Annotated in this window: 9 protein-coding genes; 1 reads left to right on the top strand and 8 read right to left on the bottom strand. The window is 61.0% G+C overall.

Annotation, left to right across the window (positions count from 1 at the left end):
- Window positions 1–74: 74 nt before the first annotated feature.
- The 4 genes from PQG80_RS25365 to PQG80_RS25350 form a co-directional block, all read right to left on the bottom strand.
- Window positions 75–6,761: a fibronectin type III domain-containing protein gene (locus PQG80_RS25365; protein ID WP_271754488.1), complete on the bottom strand. Its 6,687-nt coding sequence runs from the start codon at window positions 6,759–6,761 to the stop codon at window positions 75–77.
- Window positions 6,762–6,879: 118 nt separating this feature from the next.
- The gene (locus PQG80_RS25360; RefSeq protein ID WP_271754486.1) at window positions 6,880–7,800 is read right to left on the bottom strand and encodes an ABC transporter permease; all 921 of its coding nucleotides are present in this window, start codon (window positions 7,798–7,800) and stop codon (window positions 6,880–6,882) included.
- A gap of 79 nt (window positions 7,801–7,879) precedes the next feature.
- The gene (locus PQG80_RS25355; protein WP_271754485.1) at window positions 7,880–9,472 is read right to left on the bottom strand and encodes an extracellular solute-binding protein; all 1,593 of its coding nucleotides are present in this window, start codon (window positions 9,470–9,472) and stop codon (window positions 7,880–7,882) included.
- Between the two features lie 61 nt (window positions 9,473–9,533).
- A complete protein-coding gene (locus tag PQG80_RS25350) occupies window positions 9,534–10,424 on the bottom strand; it encodes a carbohydrate ABC transporter permease (RefSeq protein WP_271754483.1) in 891 nt (296 codons plus the stop codon).
- Between the two features lie 234 nt (window positions 10,425–10,658).
- Here PQG80_RS25350 and PQG80_RS25345 point away from each other — a divergent pair, with 234 nt between their 5' ends.
- The gene (locus PQG80_RS25345; protein WP_271754482.1) at window positions 10,659–12,926 is read left to right on the top strand and encodes an AraC family transcriptional regulator; all 2,268 of its coding nucleotides are present in this window, start codon (window positions 10,659–10,661) and stop codon (window positions 12,924–12,926) included.
- Window positions 12,927–13,014: 88 nt separating this feature from the next.
- Here PQG80_RS25345 and PQG80_RS25340 read toward each other — a convergent pair whose 3' ends face one another.
- From PQG80_RS25340 to PQG80_RS25325, 4 genes are all read right to left on the bottom strand, one after another.
- Complete coding sequence (locus PQG80_RS25340) at window positions 13,015–16,086, bottom strand: DUF8487 domain-containing protein (protein ID WP_271754481.1); 3,072 nt, start codon at window positions 16,084–16,086, stop codon at window positions 13,015–13,017.
- Window positions 16,087–16,527: 441 nt separating this feature from the next.
- The gene (locus PQG80_RS25335; RefSeq protein WP_271754480.1) at window positions 16,528–17,349 is read right to left on the bottom strand and encodes a carbohydrate ABC transporter permease; all 822 of its coding nucleotides are present in this window, start codon (window positions 17,347–17,349) and stop codon (window positions 16,528–16,530) included.
- Window positions 17,346–18,233, bottom strand: coding sequence for a carbohydrate ABC transporter permease (locus PQG80_RS25330; RefSeq protein ID WP_271754479.1), 888 nt, complete (start codon window positions 18,231–18,233; stop codon window positions 17,346–17,348). The genes PQG80_RS25335 and PQG80_RS25330 overlap by 4 nt, the downstream gene beginning before the upstream one ends.
- 97 nt (window positions 18,234–18,330) lie before the next feature.
- Window positions 18,331–19,722: an extracellular solute-binding protein gene (locus PQG80_RS25325; RefSeq protein ID WP_271754478.1), complete on the bottom strand. Its 1,392-nt coding sequence runs from the start codon at window positions 19,720–19,722 to the stop codon at window positions 18,331–18,333.
- Between the last annotated feature and the right edge of the window lie 443 nt (window positions 19,723–20,165).

Raw genomic sequence — 20,165 nt, 5'->3', positions numbered from 1 at the left:
CGATCGATCGCAAAAAAGCAGCCTTCGCCGGTCTCATCGACTGGCGGAGGCTGCTTTCTTGTATTTGCGGTGCGTTAAGCTTCGAAAACGACCGTTGGCGAGACCGACGTATCCTGCGTGAGCGATTTGATCTTGCCGTCATAGGTCATCGCGAACGTGTAGTTGCCGGGCAGCAGCTTCTTGCGCGCTTCGCCGCCGACGTCCGTCGTGCCGAAGGTTCGCCAGCCGCCCGCGTAGAAGCTCGCCTCGCCGCTTGCGATCGGATTCCCTTGGCCGTCCTCAAGCCGGACCGCGACGTTCGACGTCTGAAAAACGACGGTCGCATTCGCCGCGACGTTCTGCTGTTTGCTCAAGTTTGCGCCCTCGTACGACACGCTGAACGTATAGTTCACGGGCAGCAGTTCCTTCGTCGCTTCGCCGCCGGTCAAGGCGCCGAACGTGTGCCAGCCGTCCATATAGTAGCTTGCTTCGCCGCCGTCCAGCGGATCGCCGTCACTGTCTTCCAGCCGCACCTTGACGCTAGCCGTCCGGAAAACCACGTTCGGGTCGTTGCCGACATCCTGCGCCTTGCTTTGATAGGCGCCTTCGAACGATAAGTTGAACGTATAGTTGCCAGGCAGCAGCTCCTTGCCGGCCTCGCCGTCGTTCGTCGTGCCGAACGTCCGCCATCCGTCCGCATAATAGCTGACCGTAGCGCTGCCCCCGAGCGGCTGGCCTGCGCTGTCTTTGAGCTGTACCTTGACGCGTTTCGTCTGGAAGACGACGTTCGCGTTATCTCCCGTATTTTGCTCCTTTTGGCTGCGGGTGCCTTCATACGATACCGCAAAGGAATAGCTCTTGTCCGGCAGGGACTTGCTGACCGAGCCGGAGGCGCCGGTGACGCCGAAGTCCTTCCAGCCGCCGTCATAGTACGACACGACGGCCCCGCTAAGCGGCTGGCCGGCGCTGTCCTTCAACGAGACCTTGACGGCGTCTGCTTGCGTCTCGGCCTTCTTGTACAGCGTCACGTAGTCGAGCGTGTACATACCGGTGAACCTGAAGGAGCTGAACCGGAAGGCGTCGACCGAGGACGCCGTGCCGTTGTAGAACGGAATGCCAGTCGCGCGATAGATGCCGGCGGCAGCGTCCACCGTGCCCGGCGCATCCACCGTGCCTGCGTAATCTTTGAGCGCATCCGTCTGTACGGTGACGTCGTACGTCTTCGATTCCGTATCCACATCGAACCGAAGCGTGACCCACTTATCGCGCGGCAGCTGGATGCCGGCGGCCTTCGGAATCTTGACGGCAGTCGCTGTCGCGCCGCCGGGCTTCCAGTATCCGAACGTGCCGTCCGAGAAGGCGTTGAAGCGCACGACGTCCTTACCGCCGCCGCGCAGCCACAGCTCGAAGTTGCCGATGTCGCTGTTCACTTTGCCGAACATGAACTTCGTCTCGAACGTCAGCTTGCCCGCGAGCGCCGCGTTCGAACGGAGCGCCACGGGACTTTCCGTCGTGTCCGTATTCGACGGCGCATAGTTGTCGGTCAGCCGGAGCGCGTTGCTCCCCGCGCCCGGCAGCGCTTCGATCGCGACCGACGTTCCGTCTCTTATGCTCACCGTCCAACCGCCGCCGTTCATCATGTTCCCGACGGGCTTGTCGTCGAACGAATCATAGTAGTCGCCGCCCGTCGCCGCGGCAGGCAGCGTCGCGGTCACGGACGGGCCGTCGATCGACTCGTTGCCCTTCGCATCCGTCGCCTGCACTCGGAACGTATAGGTGCCGCCCGCCTGCAGACCGGTCATGTCGTAGCCGTACGTGCTGCCGCTCACCGATGCGACCTTCGTGAAGCCGGACTGCCCGGCTTCCTGTCGGAAGATCGAATAGCCGTGCACGCTGCCCGAATCGTCCGTTGCCGGATCCCAATCCAGTCTGGCCGTCGTCGGGAACAGCTGATTCGCGCGGAGCGCGGCCGTCTCTCCCCATGCGGGCGCCGTGGCGTCGACCGGCACGTTTTTGAACAAGGTCACGTAATCGATCAGGAACTTGCTCGTCGACGCGAACGTGCTGAAGCGGAACGCATCGATGGCGGTCGTCGTCGCATTGTTGTAGAAAGGAATGCCGCTGACTTTATAGGTGCCGGTCGTCCGGTCCAATGTTGCCGGAGCGGCAGGAGAGGATCCTGAATAGTCCTTGAGCGCGTCCGTCTGGAACGTGACGTCGAACGTCTTGGTCGCCGTATCCAGATCGACGCGGAGCGTGATCCATTTGTCGTTCGGCAACAGGAAGAGCGAAGGCCCCGGGATCCTGACATTTTTGAGCGTGCCACCCGCCATGGTCCAATAGCCGACCGTGCCGTCCGTGAAGCCGTTGAACCGCGCGACGTCTTTGCCGTTGCCGCGCAGCCACAGCTCGAAGTTGCCGATGCTGTCGGCGTCCACCTTCTTGTACATGAACTTGGTCTCGAACGCGACCTTGCCGTCGATCCCTGCGTTCGACCGCAGCACGACCGGACTTTCGTTCGCAACGGTAGACGTCGGGTATTGATCCGTCAGCGCCAGCGCCTGGCCGCCTGCGTCCGGCAGCGCTTCGATCGCGACCGACGTCTCGGCTCTCTTCTCCACCGTCCAGCCGCTGCCGCTTAACATATCGCCGATCGGCTTGTCGTCGAACGATTCGTAGTAGTCGCCGGAGCTGCCTGCTTGCGGCAGCGTGACCGTCAAGCTCGGACCGTCCGTCGTCCTATTGTTTTGCGCGTCCAGTGCTTGCACCTGGAACGTATAGCCGCTTCCCGCCTGCAAACCGATCGCGTCGTAGCCATACGTGCTGCCGCTTACGGTAGCGATCTTCGTAGAGGCCGACTGTCCCGCGTCCTTCCGGTAGATTTCGTACGCGGCCACCGCGCCCGATTTGTCCGCCGCGGGATCCCAGGCCAGCCGGACCGCGTTCGGGAACAGGTGAACGGGCCGCAAGGCAGCTTCGCCCCATGAAGGCGCCATGTCGTCTCCCATCGTCACGCTCAGCGTTTCGCTGAGCTGCGAACGGTTGCCGCTCGTGTCCGTCGCCTCCACCTTGAAGGCGTACGTCTTACCGGGGGCGAGCCCGTCGATCGTCGCGGTCAGCGTGCCGGCCGGCAAGGTCTTTTTCTTGACGCCGTCTACGTACACGGCGTATCCGTCGACGGCAACGTTATCCGTCGAAGCGCTCCAGGCGACCGTCGCCGACGTGTCCGTCTGCGAGACGACATGGAGACCGCCGGGCGTCGCCGGGCGTACTTCATCGTCCTTGCGTTCGATCAGGCCGATCCAATCCAGGTTCATCGCGCCGACGTCGTACCACATGGAGATGTCGACCGGACCCTCCGGGAGCTGCTTCCCGAGCTTGATCCGGAGCCCGCGCCAATACTCGGGCAGCGTGCCAAAGTCCGGCTTTCCGTTCGCATCCAACGTCGTCGGGGCCTCGAACGCCGTCGGCTCTCCGCCGATCATCATGCTGCGGGTCGAGATGGTCTGGCCGGCGGTTAGATTGAAGCCCGCCACATATTTAAGCACCAGATCGTAGGTGCCCGCCTTGGGCACGTTCAAGGTCCAGTCGATTTGCTGGCCTACCACGCTCCAAGTGCCGACGCCCTTGCCGCCCGACAAAAATGGACGGGTCGTGTAAGTGGTCACGCCGGGATCGGCATACGTATACTTCTCCGCTTCGACCCAATCGAAGGACAGCTTCTGTCTGGCATCCTCCGGATCGGCCCAGACTTCGGAAGGCGCGATGTCATCCCCGCCGACCCTGGTCAGCTTCACGGGACCGACCGCGCCGCGAATGATAAAGGAAGCGTCGGCTTCCAGATAGACGTTCTTCGGTGCGCCGTGCCGATCGAAAACAAAGCCCTCGGGCACCTCTATCACTTGGTACAGACCGGGCGTGTTGCCGAGCTTGCCCCAGGCGACGGGCACGCCTTCCGTATCCGTGTATACTTGCAGCGTCTTCTCTGCTTGCTCCCCGTCGATCTCGGTCGTTACGGTGACCGGCGCCATCGAATGCGGCATCGGCGCGTCGTTCAGCTTGAAGGCGCGTTGGCCTTTTTCGACGTGAAGGGTGATCGTGTCTCCGGACTTATCCCATTGCATGCCGCGCAGGCCGACAGTCTCCGTCACGGCGCCGCCCTGAGGGATGTCCGTGCCGGTGTCCGCCTCGCGCAGACGCGCGACCTCCGGCGCATGAAGGCTGACCTTCGTATCCGATGGACCGGACACGGACAGCCGGCCATCGCCGTATACGACCGTCGCCGGCTGGTCGTTCTGAATGACCGTGACGCCGTCCTTGACCAGCTTCGTACCGTCTACGAGCAGGACGGTGTCGCCCTTCACCGCGGCGGCCGTGCCGTCGAACTTGATGGTGCCGGCGTCGATCTCGCCGCTCTCCGCGAGCCGAGCGTAGACGACGGAGCCGTCCGCGAACGTCAGCTTCTCATAGGTGCCGTGGTTTTCGGACGCGACCTCCGCAGGCGTCGTTCCTTTCTTGTATGCCTCCATGGTGGACACGAAGGTGGTGGCAGGCGTCTGCGCCGTGGTAAAGGCCGCATGCAACTGCCTTTTGTCCGCGAAGGCCGTGGATGCCAACGGATTCCGCACGATGCCTTCTTCGTCGAGATACTCGTTTTCGAGCGTCGCGGTCAGCCCAGTGGGCGCCTGAATGCGAACCTTCAGCGCGGCCCCCCTTTTCCGGATCGTCGCGCCCGATTGATCCTCGTCGATGACGAGTTCGTCGTCCGCATGCAGGCGCCACTCGAACTTCGAACCCGCCGGATTCGCCGTCTTCAGCTTGTCTATTACGACGAAGGCATCCGGCCGGACGTAAACGATGCTCCTGTTCGCTTCGGTCAGCTTGCCTGCATAGGCCGGCGCGGCTGCGCCGGTCGTGGCGTCGAAGTCCGGGTGCGTGACGAAGCTCACGATCTTGCCGTCCGCGTCCAGACTGTCGTAGGCTTGACCTTGTTTGCCGTCGATCGTGATCGCGTTCGCGGCCAACGTTTGCTTCGCGAAGTACTTGTCGTGGACGCTCCCGTAAGAGTCGTAGAAGCCGGCCTCGACGGCCAGCGATTCGCCGAAGGCGTTCAGAATGAAGCTGTTCTGATCCGCCAAGCTATGGTTGTAGGAGCCGTACGGACTGGACTTGAAGTAGAGGGACACGCGGTCCGGATCGTACAACTCCGAGTGCATCGTCACGAGTCCGATGTCCTGGAACCATCTGGCGTCCGGCAGGTCCACGGGCGGCTGCGGTTCCAGATCGTCGTCTCCGTAAAAGTAGTTGTAGAGCGCCTCGTTCATGCCCGTGCCGACCGCCTGTGCCGCCCATTGCAGCCGGGGATCCTGATACATCTGCGCGAGACGGCTGTAGACGGTCACGCTGGGGTCGGAGGGTACGTATTGGCTGTCGTGTCCGAAGATGCCTTTCGTAGATCCTTTGGGAAACGCATACAACGGATACAAGCCCTCGTTGCGTGAGTATGCTTTGTCGTACAGGTTGAAGCCGCTGGCGCTCAGCAAGACATCCGTGAATTGCTTGGATATCGTGGTGGACCACTGCCAGTAGCCGGTACCCTGAGACCAGCCGCCATCTTCTCCGCCCCAAGGGGGCAGAATGTTGATGTAAGCGGGCACGACCTTACGGAACCAGTCGTCGGCGTCTTCGAGATCGCCCAGCATCGCGGTGGCGATGACGCCGATGTATCCGAACGCCGACCAGCCGTGCGAGTTGAACGGGCTACTCTGGATCGGATGCTCGTCGACGAGCTCGCTCACCATCTTAGAGGCGCGGACGTCGATCATATCCTGAACCGCCTGCTTCTCGGTCGGGCTGAGGATGCCGTAAAGCCAGTCGTAAGCCATCGCGCTGTTGAGCGCGATGAGGCGGAACACCTGATCCTGGTGCTCGTAGCTCGTCGCCCCGAACGGATCCCAGGCGGCGACTTCAAGCAGTCTTGCCTTCGCGTACTGTCCAACCTCGGCGTTATCCGTAATCAAATAGACGAAGGCCGCGTTCAGCATCCTACTCATCAGCGGCTCCGTATACTTGCGGATCGCGGTCGTCGCGTCGATGTACTCTTGGGACGTTCGGTCATTGGTCGTCGCGGTCCAGATCGGTTCGACGAATTTGCATTTATTCGGTTGCGCCGCCGTCGGCGTGCATAATACGTCCTTGATCACGCCATTGTAGACACCCTGGTAAAAGGTCTGCGCCGGTCCCGGCGTCGTGCTCAACTCCTTGAATTCGTCAAGCGTCGTCGGGTTGGTCCAGATGCGCGGGTGCGTGGTGCCAATCTTGTTGATCAGCGATTCGACAGAGGGAACGCGGAATTCCACGTAATCCTCTTCGATCCGGAATCTGCGGGCGTCGCTCCATTCGGACCAGCCATCGGCGTCCGTATGATAGCGGACATGCCAGTACCATGTACCGGCGCCAAAAATATCGGGGAAGTTGTAAAAGTTGTCTTCCAGCGTCTGATCGTACACCGCATCGGCGACGGACGCGCTGCGGCCCACCTGCAGTTGATACTGATCCGATCCGGGTACGGCCGGCCAGCTAAAGTCCGGCGGATTCTGCGTCGTGACGAGCCCGTCGGCCGGCCGGAAAGGCATATTGTTGCCGGATAATACGCTTGCCGGCCACGCCGTAGCGGCTGACGCGGCAGTTAACTTGGCGAACGGGAAATTGGCGAAGCAGCCGAGCACCCATACGAATACCATCGTTAGCGCGAGTCTTCTTTTCAATGCTTGACCCATCATCTTCAACGATCAGCTCCCTTGTCGATTTTGTTGCGGTTTCTTGCAGCCAGCCATTCCTTGCCAACTCCAATCTTCCGACGTTCGCATCACCTCCTTTTATAAGACGAAAGACGACTGCTCAGAACAGTGCGCTGTCCCTGCGAACCCGCTTGACCGATTCGTTCGTGATCAATATGAGCGCGAAGCAGAGCACGGACTGATACAAGCCTACCGCGGCCGCCATCCCGAACTCCTGCAGGTCGAGCAGCGCGCGGAACGAGTACGTGTCGATGACGTCCGTCTTGTCGTACAGCGGTCCGTTGCCGCCGATCAGCTGGTAGAACATGCCGAAGTCGCCCCTGGCGATCTGGCTGACCTTGAGCAGCAGCAGCACGACGATCGTCGGGACGATCGAAGGCACCGTGATGCGAAGGATGCGCTGATAGACGTTGGCGCCGTCGATCTTGGCCGCCTCGTACATCTCCTTGTCGATCCCGGCGATCGTCGCCAGATAGACGACGGTACCGTAGCCGACAGACTTCCAGGCGCTGAAGAAAACGAGAATATACGGCCACAGATCGGGATTGTTGTAGAAGTTGACCGGCGAGACGCCGATCGACTTGAGGAACGTATTGATCGCGCCGAACTCATAGTTGAACAGGTTGTAGACGATCGCGCCTGCAACGACCCAGGAGATAAAGTAGGGCAGAAAGATGACGGACTGCAAAAATTTCTTGAAATACTTGCCCGCCAGCTCGAAGAGGACGATGGCTATCGTGATTTCGAGCAGGTTGTTCACGATCATGAATACCAGATTATAGAGCACCGTATTTTTCGTCACGAGCCATGCCTTGCCGGATTGAAAGAAAAATTGAAAGTTGTCTAAGCCGACCCAAGGGCTGCCGAAAATACCGTTCGTGTACGAATAACCCTTGAAAGCTACGATCATGCCGGCCATCGGAAAATAGCAGAACACGAAGAAGAACACGACGGACGGCAGGATCATCCAGTATAGCGTGCGGTTGTTGCGCAGGTCGCGCCATATTCTTTTGGGGTGCAAGGTAATCTCCTCCAGTCAAACGAAACGGGAGAGACGTCGGGCTTAGCGGCACCGCGTCTCTCCCGTCCTCTTCAGCTTGTTATTTTTGGCTCTGCAGGAACGCGTCGATTTGCTTTTGCGCCTCGGCCACGACCTTCTCGAGACCGGCTTCCTTATACTTGGCGTTCATCGTATTCACCGCCGCGACGGGATCGTCCACGACCCCGAGCGTGATCGGCGTCCGGTACTGGTCCGCGATGTTTTTAAGCGCGGCCAATTCGTTTTTCACGTTCGTCGTATCGAAAACGAAGTTGAGCAGCGGGTTACTGACGGCGGTCTTGGTCCAGGCCTCCTGGATTTTTTTGAATTCCGGCGGCTGGTCCGACATCGGTTTATACAGCGCGGCCGTCTTCCATCCCCACGGCGAACCGGAGTCGGCCTTGTAGCCGGATTCCGCGCCGCCGAGCTCCTGTACCTTGCCGTCGGCCGTCATTTTATAGTGCTTGCCTTCGATGCCATACGTCGTCAAGTTGAAGTAGGCCTCATTGTTGCGCAGCAGATCCAGCGCCATGAGCGCGCGCTCTGGGTTTTTGGAGTTAGCGTTGATCGCCATGCCGTCGCCGATATACGGATTGACGAAGGTGGCCGCACCGTTGTACAGGTCGAACAGCTCGGACTTCCATTCCGGATGGTTCTGATTGGCGGTCGCGACGCTAAGACTCATATCGAGCAGGTTGCCGGCCATGGATGCGCTCTTGCCGGCCAGGTACGAGTCCTTGATCGGCGTTTTGTTGAGCAGCGCGTTTTTGGACCAGTAGCCTTTTTTGTTCCAATCGGCCATCTTCTTGGCGTATGCCATGTATTCCGGCGTCTGCGAGATGTCGATCAGCTTGCCGGAGGGGTCCTTCAGGTCGACCGAGACGCCCGAACTGCCGATGATAAGCTTGGGCGTGAACTTGGTGTTGATGATCAAATCTCCGGTCGCATAGGTGCTTGCGCCTGCATCGAACGGGACCAGGCTCGGCTCGTTTTTAGCGACGGCGTCCAGATACTTTTCGAAGTCGTCGACCGTCTTCAACTCCGGGATGCCGTACTTTTCGCGCAGATCGCCGCGCACGCCGACGACGACATGGGAGAATCCTTTGTACGAGGACGGCACCATGTAGATCTTGTCCTTCACCTTCGCCTGCTCCCAGGCTTCCGGCGGCATCTCCTTCATCGTCTGCGGCATGTACGTGTTCAGCAGCTCCGGCGTGAGTTCAAGGAAGGCCCCTTTGTTCGCCTGTTCCCCGTACTTGTTCCAGTTGGCGGCATAGACCAGGTCGAATTCTTCGCCCGTCGCGAACAGCAGCGGGTACTTCTGGACGTAATCCCCCCACGACAGGAACATCGGCTCGATCGTGGCGTTGATGTCTTTTTTCATCAGTTTGTTGACCTCGTCGTACACGAGCCCGAGATCCTTGGGCGCGTCTCCGATCAGGTACATCTTGAGCTTCACTTCTTTGGACGTATCCGGCTTGTTCGCTTCCGGCGCCGCGCTCGCGCTCGGACTTGCGCTTGGGCTTGCGGATGGACTCCCGCTCTCGCTCGCCGTGGGCGAAGCCGAGGAATTGCTACCCGAGTTGGACGAACAACCGGCCAGTACCGCCGCCGCCAGCCCGGCGGCCATCAGCGCTTTCGATCCTTTCATCATTGAAGCACGCACCCCTTCAGATCCTATTGTTTATATGCGATAAACCGGCTTGCGGCCGGATTCATCCTTTGACGGCGCCGATCGTGATGCCCTGGATGAAGTACTTCTGCACGAACGGATACAGCAGCACGATCGGGCCGGTCGCGACGACCGTCATGGCCAGCTTGAACGACTCCTTCGGCGCGTCGACGACGAACGAGCCCTGCTGCGCCACAGACGAGTTGGCGAACGCGATGCTGCTTAGAATTTTATAGAGAAAGTATTGCAGCGGATATAAGTGTTCCTTGTTGATGAACAGGGTGGCAAGATACCAGTCGTTCCAGTAGTGGAGCGCGATGAACAGTCCGATCGTCGCGAGCGCGGGCTTGCTGAGCGGCAGGATGATCGACGCGAAGATCCTGAAGTCGCCGGCGCCGTCGATCTTGGCCGACTCGCTGATCGCGTCGGGGATCGTCGAGCTGATGAACGCTCTCATGATGATGATATAGAACACGTTGAGCAAGGAAGGCACGATCAAGGCGAGCACCGAATCTTTCCAGCCCAGGTACTTGACGATCAGGATGTACCAGGGCACAAGTCCGCCAGAGAACAGCGTCGTGAAGAAAAAGTAGAAAGCAAACGCGTTGCGCATGGCAAAATCCTTGCGCTGAAGGACGTAAGCCGTCATTGTCGTCAGCAGCAGCGCTGCCAGCGTGCCTACCGCGGTGACGAGCAGCGTGATCTCGTAGGCGCCGAAGATCTGCTTCGGATTTTTGAAGATGAGCGCGTACGCCTCTAACGAAAAGGCGCTCGGGAAGAGGCTGTATCCGTTTTTCACGATATGGGACTCCTCCGTGAAGGAGCCGGCCGCGATCATGAGAAACGGAATCAGGCACAAGGCCGCGAACAACGTGATCAAGACATAGCCGATGATCTGAAACGAATACATTTCTATCTGCGCTTTTCTCTCCATGAAGCCCTCCGTCCGTCCGTTGCAGGGGACAATCGATTTCCTGATTCCATACTAGACGCGGCAAGGGCCCTTCGTATACTTAACAAACCGGCGAATCGACTCTACTTTTTTGCGTAAAGGCGCTATACGAATTGCATTTGCGCTACACTTTTTGCACCTTCCCTTACCTGTATCCGCGTTATTCATTATAATAATGAGCAATATCCCGCCCGACGAAGGAGCCTGGACTGCCCGATGAATCCCGCCGAGGCCCGCACCTCCAACAAGCTTTACGCCAAGATCTTTCTCTCGTTTTGCGTGTGCATCGTTCTCACCATCGCGACGTTGTCCTTCGCGCTGTACACGAGCTTCGAGAAGATCGCCCTGTCCAACATCTATGCCTCGGAGAAGAGCAGCCTGGCCCAGACGAGCTACGGCGCCAAGTCGATGATCGACTACTCGACCAACTACGCGCTGCAGATCTATGCCGATCCCCAGTTGGACAAGCTGCTTCATTATGCGTCCCCAGGCACCCTCATGGAGACGAGCACCGCACTGAACCGGCTTAATACCTATCTGAACGTGAACTATTCCTTCCACTCGATCTACATTTATAGCAGGAACTCAAAAACGTTCTATACCGCCTCCAAGTCGTCCGTTAACGCGGTGCAGGCGTATAGCGACTTCTATGATGCCGATGCGCGCAGTCTGGTCGAGCGGTTCGGCGATTACCAGCGTCTCGCTCCGATCCCGCGGATCCTCCCGGTCCCGACGCGGTTCCAGGATCCGAAGACGGCCAACGTCTACACGTTCGTCTTCTACGACCTGCAGGGCGCGTCCCGCGATATCGATAATATGGTCATGCTGAACGTGCCCGAGAGCTGGATGAAGGACGCGATCGCGAGCCTGGACCGCAACCAGAACGGGTCGACATTCGTCGTCGACGGCAAGGGGACGCTCGTGACCAGCACCGAGACGTTTCCGTTTCTCGAAAATTTGAGCGACAAGCCTTATGTCAAGGAAGCCTTAAGCGGCTCTTCGACGCACGAGACCGGCTACTTCGTCGGCGACGTAGAGGGAGCCCGCTCGCTCGTCGTCTATTCCAAGCATGAGGCGACCGGTTGGATCTTCATGCGCGTGCTTCCTTACGACACGATCATGGGGAAAATCGACGCGATGAAGAAGACCGTGCTGATCGTGTGCTTCGTTATCCTGCTGCTGGGATTGAGCGTGTCCTTTTTCTTGTCCAAATCGCTGTACAAGCCGATCGAGAAGGTGCTCGCCCGGCTCAACGCGCTGATGAAGGAGAAGCGCAACCACGACTACCAGCTCAAGCAGAACTTCATGCGTCAGCTTCTGCGTCACGGCGGACACCGATGGCAGCCGAACCTGGAATCGGAAATGAAGGGGCTTGATATCGCGCTCGACCCTGCCGGCGATTTTGTCGTCGTCTTGTTCGTCATCGACCGGTTCGACGCGTTCGCCGGCCAATATCCGTTCAACGACAGAGTGCTGCTAAAGTATGGCGTCATGAATATCGCCTCCGAATGCTTCTCCGGCATCGGCGGCGTCCGCGAATGCATCGATATGGACGAGCGGACGATCGCCGTGCTCGCGAACGGCGGCGCGCTCGCGGAGACGGCGATCTGCGACGCGGTCAAGCGGGTGCAGGATGCGGCCGAACGGTACCTGCGACTGTCCCTGTCCGCGTCCGTCAGTCGGATCGGCGACGGTCTGGCAGGCGTGTCGGACCTGTACGAGGAGGCGCGTCTGCAGATGGAGTTTAAATTCACAGAGGGCCACCGCTGCATCCTGCATGGCCGGCAGCACAGACCGCAGGCGACCGCGGCGTTCATCTACCCTGCGGCGCTCGAGCACAACATGCTGGAGACGCTCAAGCTGGGCAAAGCCGAGGAAGCCAGGAAGCGGTTCGACGAGATCGTCCGCTGCGTCGATCCGCCCGTTTATCTCGTTTACAACATGCTGTTCAACCAGCTGGCCTTCTCGATCAGCTCGGCGACGGCTTATATGGACAAGGGCTCCGGCGCGGCGGCCGACTACGACTTCGGCGCCTTCGTCCAGCGGATGCACCAGCTGGAGACACTGCAGGACGTCCGCGATCACTTCGGCGAGCTGATCGATCAGCTGTGCCAGGGCTTCCGGGAAAAGAAAAACAATGCGAAGCACGATAACTTGATCGCCTCGATCGACGACATCATCCGGCAGCAGTACGCCGACCGGGAGCTGTCGCTGTACAAGATCGCGGAAATGCTCGATATGTCTCCCGCGTACCTCGGCCGCATTTTCAAGAAGCTCACCTTGAAGTCGGTGCCGGACTACTTGAACGAATACCGGGTCGAGCGGGCCAAGGAGCTGCTTGCCGCCACGCCGCACTCGGTAGAGGAGATCTCGCAGAAAACGGGGTACAACAACAGCACTTATTTCTACAAGGTGTTCAAGAAATATACCGGGCTGACGCCGGCGGAATATCGGCAGACGGGGAGTTGGGGCGGGGAGCCCTAATTGTGCGGAAATCGGCGCGCCGACGAACGACTGCCGCCAGCCTCGGGCTGGCGGCAGCTTAAATTACGGGGAAGCGGCAGGTGCCGTTTTATAGAAAAGAATGGATGCCCCGCAGACGGACCATGCCGAGCACTTGTCCGACGGTCAGCGTTGTCTCGGGCTCGAAGCGGTCGCCGAGCGCATAGTTCAACATCTCCGCGAACAGATAGGCGGATTCGGGGCGCTTGAAGTCGGCGGGCGTCCGCCAGGCCAGCGTGGATACGAGCAGCCGGCCGGCGCCTACGCGCGCCTCGAAGACGGCCGCGAGCCGCTTGGCGCGGTTGAAGTTGTCCACGATCTCGACGATCGGACGGATGCCGGGCGCCGCATCGAGGCAGATGGCGGGCGTGCCGTTCAGCAGGTGGTACCAATGCCAGTCGGATGCGCCTTCGTGCGGGAATCCGCCGAGCGCCGGATGATCCCGGACGATCGCGCCCATCGTGCCGCCCGCCTGCTCGGAGAACATGAGGTAGTTCCAGAAGACGGGCAGGTACTTGGTCGTGACGGCGTCGTACAGCTCCGGCTCGCCGGCGAGCAGCAGCACGCGGCCGCCCGCGACGAGGTGCTGCAGCACGTTGGTCGTCAGGCGTTCGACGACGGCGAGGCGCACGCCGCGCCGCGCGGGATCGAAGCGGGGGTCGAAGCTCGCGTTCGGTTCATGGATCGCGCCGTACAGCACGGTTTTCAGGGCGGGCGCGCTGGTCCATACGGTCGCGTCGGAGTCCGCCGGTCTCGGACGCGGGAACGACCAGAACGACCAGCTGTTGCGGATCGCGGCGTCGGATGTCGTCGCGCCATCGTCAAGCCATCTTGCCTCGAGCGCGATCCGGGCGGCGGCCCGCTCCGGCCCGCTGCCGACGTGTACGACGCCGATCTCCGCCACCTCGCCGGCGCGCAGGCCCGCGACTTCCATTTCTCCCGAACCGATCGTCTCCTCCCCGGCGGAGAGCCGCCAAGCGACGCGACCCTTCAGCACCGGCGCTTCGCCGTAGTGGGAGACGAGCAGCCGCACCGGCATGCGCTCTCCGGCGAACAGGGTACGGGCGGGGCAGGACATAAGCAGCACCGTCGGCCCGTTGAAGTCGAGCGCGCGCTCGGGCGCGATCGTCCCCTTGCTGTCCCAGAATACGTCGAGCAGCCCGGTCGTCGCATGACCCTGTCCGGGAAAGTCGCGGATATCCAGCAGCTGTACGCCTGCCGCGTCCGGCGTGCGCCGGGCCCGCTCCATCGCTTCCTTGAGCGCCCTGATCTGGTGGACGCCGGTCGCCTCGATCCATTCGGGCACGCGCGCAGCGAGTCCCTTGGCTTCGAGCGTCTCTTCGATCGTCTCCAGCCAGGTCGGACGCAGGACGCCGGTGTACTTCTCCTTTTCTTCGGGCCGCGCGTACATCGTGAATTGGGCGTGCTCGTGCCCGATGACCGGCTTGGCGCTGAGCCTGGCGACGGCGGAGAAGTCGCGGTCGGTGGCGGGCATGGCGATCTCCTCGGTCTTGAGCGGCACGTGCCAGTTGAACGAGGGGATGAAAAAGTCTCCCTCGCGGTCCTGCTCCGGCAGCTGCCCGAAGCCAGTATTATCCGTGGCCAGCCGCGTCGGATCCAGCTCGCGCGCCAGCCGGACAAGCTCGTTCAGCCGCGGATGGCCGTTGTCGGGAGCGAGCTCGTTGCCCGGCGCGAACAGGACGAACGAAGGATGCGCGTTCAATTGCGCGTAGATGCGTCGCAGCTCGGATTCGAGAAAGGCGTCAACGTCCGCCGGCGGCGTCGCTTCGCGCGGTTGATAGTACGCCGACCAGTGAGGCAGTTCCGTTTGCACCAGCATGCCGGCTTCGTCGGCAGCTTCCCAGAACGGCTCGGGGGCCGTCCACCCGTGCAGCCGCACGTGATTGAAGCCGTACGACTTCGCGATGCGGAACTGGCGCTCGTAATGCGCTTTGTCCCAGACCGGATAGCCCGTCAGGGGGAAAATACAGCAGTCGACGTAGCCGCGCAGCCAGATGGGATGCCCGTTCAACAGCAGCCGCTTGCCGTCGGCGGTCAGACGCCGCAGTCCGGTGCGACGCGTCTTACGGTCCAGCGTCTCGCCGTCTCGGATTAGGGCAAACTCGGCCTCGTACAGCAGCGGCCGGGCGTCGCTCCAGAGGGCTGGCGCGTCGCCGAGCGCGCAGGTCAACTCGGCGGCGAATTCCGCAACTTCGCAGCCACTGCTTCCGTGACCGCCGCCATCGCCGCGCCAGCCGTGACCGCCGTGACCGCCTTGGCTATCGTGGCTGCGAACGGGGCCTGCGGGCGATAGCTCCGCCGATGCCCGGAAAATCCCGCCGTCCGGCGCTCGGAACGTCGCGACGATCGTGTCGCCCGCCGCGATCTCGCCGCCGGCCCTCACGCGGCAGCGGAAGACGCCGGCTTCCGGTTCGGGTTCAATCGCGATCGCCTCGACGCGCGCGCGGGCGAGGCGACGGAGCCGCACGCCGCCGGTGATGCCGCCCCATGCGGTGGCCGTATGCCGCGTATGGATATGGCTGTCCGACAGCGGCAATCGCATCCGGTTGTCCACGCGGATGTCCAGCTCGTTGACGCCGAGACGGACGGTGCCGTCCAGCCGGTACGCGTGCGGCGCGGACAGGCTGTCTTGGCTGCCCGCGTACGCGCCGTTCAACCAGACCTGCGTCGTCCAGCGCGCGCCCGCGATCGTCAGCTCCCAGAACGCCTCGGACAGGCCGTCCGCCGCGCCGTCAGGTTCGCCGACCGACCGGCCAGCCGCTGTCGCGCTGCCGTCCGCCGTCTTGACAGACTCGCCGATGCCCCCCGTGCCGATGCCCCCCGTGCCGATGCCCTTCGTGCCGCTTCCCTCCGCGTCGATCGCTGCCGCCGATCCGGCGTCCGCACGCGCTTCCCCGTCCCCTATGCGAAACGTCGTCCGGTACCATGCCGCGCCTTCGTACTCGCGAACCTTGGTCCACGTATCGATCTGGCCGTACGGCGGCTCGTCCCCGTAGCCCTGCTCCTCCCAAGAGCCGGGCACGCGGATGTTTCCTTCGCCGAAGGCGTCGTCCGGCGGCGGCGCATCCGCGTAGCGATCGTCCCGATCGAGCAGGAACCGCCATTCCCCGTCCAGCTTCATATGTCGTTCGTTCCTCCGCATCGCCGCAACACTCCGTTCCACTAAGTAACATCAAGCTTTTTTGCGTATTCTCGGCCTCTCGCAGACACGTATCACGGAGGCAGGAAGGGGGTGATAAGTGCATTTTTACAGCTATTTTGAGCCGAGTCCGACAGGCCGTCCGAGGTAGCAGAAAATATGCAGTTAATTGATCCGAAACGCCCTGTGGAGTAGCCCTTGAGCTCGGTTTAGCTGCGTTTTTGCAGCTATCCGGTGTAGGAAGAGGCCATCCGACGCGAATAACGGCATAAATGCAGTTATCGTCGTCGACGGCCTCAACCTGCGGCGCACTGCACCTTGCGGCGTGACAGCCTCAGCCTGCTGCGCACTGCACCCCGCGGCGTGCCAGCCCAACCTGCGGCGCATGGCACCCTGCGCCTGCCAGCCTCAACGGCTATGCCGTCAACCCTTGACCGCCCCCGCGGTCAACCCCTTCATGAACGTCTTCGACCCGAGGACGAACAGGATCAGCACCGGCACGGTCGTCAGCGTCAGCGCGAGCATCCGCGCCGCGTAGTCGGTGCGGTGGACGATGCCGAGGTTCGAGATGAAGATCGGGAGCGTGTACCAGTCCGCCTTGTTGATCGTCACGAGCGGGAGCAGGTAGTTGTTCCACGACCAGAGGAAGACGAGCGTGGCGAGCGTCGCGAGGCCCGGCTTCATGATCGGCAGCACGATGCGGACGAAGATGCCCGGCTCCGAGCAGCCGTCGATCCGCGCGCACTCGAGCAAGTCGTTGGGGATCGAATCGCGGATGAACTGGACCATGAAGAACGCGCCGAACGGAAACGCCGCCCACACGAGAATGACCGGCCACAGCGTGTTGCCGACGCCGAGGTTGCGCATCTCGATGATATAGCCGATCAGGCCGACCTGCGTCGGCACCATCATCGTCAGGACGACGAACGTCTGCAGCGCCCTGCGTCCCCGGAATTCGAACTTCGCGAGCGCGTAGCCGATCAGCGTGCTCGTCAGCGTCGCCAGGACGACGGAGGAGACCGACACGATCAGGCTGTTGAGGTAGACGCCCATGAAGTCGGCGGACATGACCGTCTTCAGATTGTCGGCGAAGTAGCCGCCGGGCGCGATCGGAATGCCCTTGAACAGGTCCTCGTTGTAGTGCGTGCCCATGACGATCATGATATAAAAGGGAAACAGCGACAGCAGCGAGATGGCGATCAGGCAGATCCACATGAGCGTTTTGGCTGTTTTTGCCGCGTTCATCGCTTATCCTCCTTCGGCGCCGTCAGACGGTAACTCAAGATCGAGAAGAACACGATAATGACGAACAGCGAGTAGGCGATCGAGGAGGCGTACCCGAAGCGCGTATTGGAAATGAACGATTCGTCCACGAATTTCCAGATGACAGTAAGCGCCGTATTGTCCGGTCCGCCGACCTGCGCGGAGCCCGACCAGCCGCCGTACAGCAGCTTCGGCTCGTCGAACAGCTGCAGCCCGCCGATGACCGACGTCACGACGAGGAACACGGTGATGTTGCGCAGCAGCGGCATCGTGATTCTGCGGAACGTATGGAAGCCCGTCGAGCCGTCCATTTTGGCCGCCTCGTATACGTCCTGCGGAATGACCGTCATGCCGGCCATGTAGATGATCATGAAGTAGCCGAGATTGCGCCAGATGACCATCAGCGCGATGATCGCGCGGGAGCCCCAAGGGTCCTGGAGCCAATAGAAGCCTTCTTGCAGCCAGCCGAACTTCGTCAGCAGCAGGTTGACGAGCCCGGTCTGCCAGTCGAACAGATAAGAGAAGATGAAGCCGATCGCGACGGGCGTCGTGATATACGGCAGCACGTTGATCGTCTGGAACAGGCGCTTGCCCCGCGTCAGCTGGAACGTCCAGTACGCGAGCGTGAGGCCCAGGATCAGCGTCAGGGGGATGAACATGAGCATCATGATCAGCGTGTTCCACAGCGACTTGATGAACAAGGGATCGTTCGTCCACAGCTGGACGTAGTTTTTGAAGCCGATATAGGTCTTCTCGCCGATGCCGTTCCAGTCATGCAGGCTCAGCACGAAGGAGTAGAGGACCGGATACAGTTGAAAAGCCGCATAGGTCAGCACAAACGGCAGCGCGAAAAGATAGGGCCACAAATGTGGCCCCCATCTGCGTTTGCGGGATGCGGCGGAGGTGGCGGCGGCCGGTAGGAGGCTTTGTTCCGCGTTCACGTTCATCCCTCTATTCTGTAGATTACTTGACGGTCGCGTCGGACGCTTTGTTCTTCGTCTCGGAGATGAACTTCTGCAGCGCGGCGTCCGCGGTGACCGACGTATCCTTGGTCCAGAGCGGGTAAAGCGCGTTGAACACGCCGTCGACGACCGAGTCGTACTTCGACTGCGGCTCACCCTTCATGTCGGGGACGATTTTCTCCATGAAGTACTTCGCCAGATTCTGGCCGCCGAAGAATTCGTCGTACGGTCCCGGCGCTTCGATCAGGTCCTTGTGCGTCTCGTAGAACGACTTGGAGCCGGTCATGTTGCCGAACGTCTTGAAGTTATAGGCGGAGCCTTCGTCCGACAGGTAGGCGTATTGCACGAACGCCCAGGCCGCTTCCTTGTTTTTGCTGTCTTTGTAGATGCCGACGGCGGTGCCGCCTCGCGTGAAGCCGCCCTCCGGCGCCTTGACGAGACCCCAGCGTCCCTTGCCGTCCGGATCGTTGGCGGAGATATGCCACTTCGGACCCCACGGCGCCATCGGGTAGAACATGAATTCGCCCTTGGCCATCGAGGCCGACCAGGCCGGCGTCCACAGTTCGTTTTTGCCCAGAATGCCCGCGTCGCGCATCTCGAACAGACGGTTCAGCGGCTCCTTGACCTTGGATGTCAGATCGATCTCCGTGCCGTTCACGTACGGCGCGAAGCGCTGGCCCTTCAGGGGGATGAAGGCGTCGCCGAGTCCGGGGAGCATGAGCACCTTGCCGCTGCTCTTGTCCTTCAGCTCCTTGCCCTTGGCGATGAAGTCGTCCCAGGTGGAGATCAGCTTCTCCAGCTCGGCGGGGTCGTCGGTGCCCCAGTACTCTTTGGCGAGGTCGCGGCGATAGGCGAACCCGGCCGGCGTGATCGCCTGGTCGACCGCGATGACTTCGCCCTTGCCGTTCGAGATGTACGGAACGGTGAAGTCTAGCACCGTGCTCTTGTCGAAGTTGTAAGGCGCGCCTTCGAGATTGTCGAGTACGCCGAGGTCGAACAGCTTGCCGCGGTACGCGGATTCGCCGAGGATGACGTCGGGCACGTCGGAGCCGGAGGCGATGCCGCTCTGCAGCTTCTGCAGGTAGTCGTTCGGGTTGACGACGGTGACCTCGACTTTGACGTTCGGGTACTTTTTGTTGAACTCCGCGATCATGCCCTTCTGGAACGCTTCGTCCCAATCCCATACTTTGACCGTGCCGCTGAGCTGCGTCGGATCGGCGCTGGCGGCCGGAGCGGAGGACGATGCGCCTGCGCTGCTTGCGGCGGGAGACGATGCGGACGGCGATGCGCCGCCGTTCTCATTGTTGTTGCCGCCGCACGCCGCGAGCGCGCCCGAGAGCAGGAGCAGCGAGAGCGCGCCGGCGGCGCGGCTTTTCGTGAGCAAGTGATTCACTTTGGTAGACCCCCTATAGAACTTCGTTGTAAGTGCTTGCATGACTATCGTAACCCGGGGAAGCCCCTCCGGATAATGCGGGAAAACGGCGATTTTGTATAAAATCCGGAGGTTCTGGAGATAAGGCTGCGCCGAAGAGCGTAGTTACACGGAAAAACCGCGTAACGCCATGCCGATAAGCGCAAATGGGCACTAACGCCGCATCTGCGATGCTCCGGACGGTGCCGATAAGCGCAATTGGACACTAACGCCGCATCTGCGACGCTCCGGACGGTGCCGATAAGCGCAATTGGACACTAACGCCGCATCTGCGACGCTTCTGACGGTGCCGATAAGTGCAATTTCGGTTCAACCCCCTAACCTTGGACACTTTCGTCCAAAACCCGGGGTTCTCTCCCTAAATCGCAATATTTATCGGCTTAATGGCGCCGGAGAGAAAATGT

Source organism: Cohnella rhizoplanae, from assembly GCF_948329515.1.
In the GTDB taxonomy this organism is placed as follows: Bacteria; Bacillota; Bacilli; order Paenibacillales; family Paenibacillaceae; genus Cohnella; species Cohnella rhizoplanae.
This window is presented reverse-complemented; position numbering and strand designations above follow the sequence as displayed.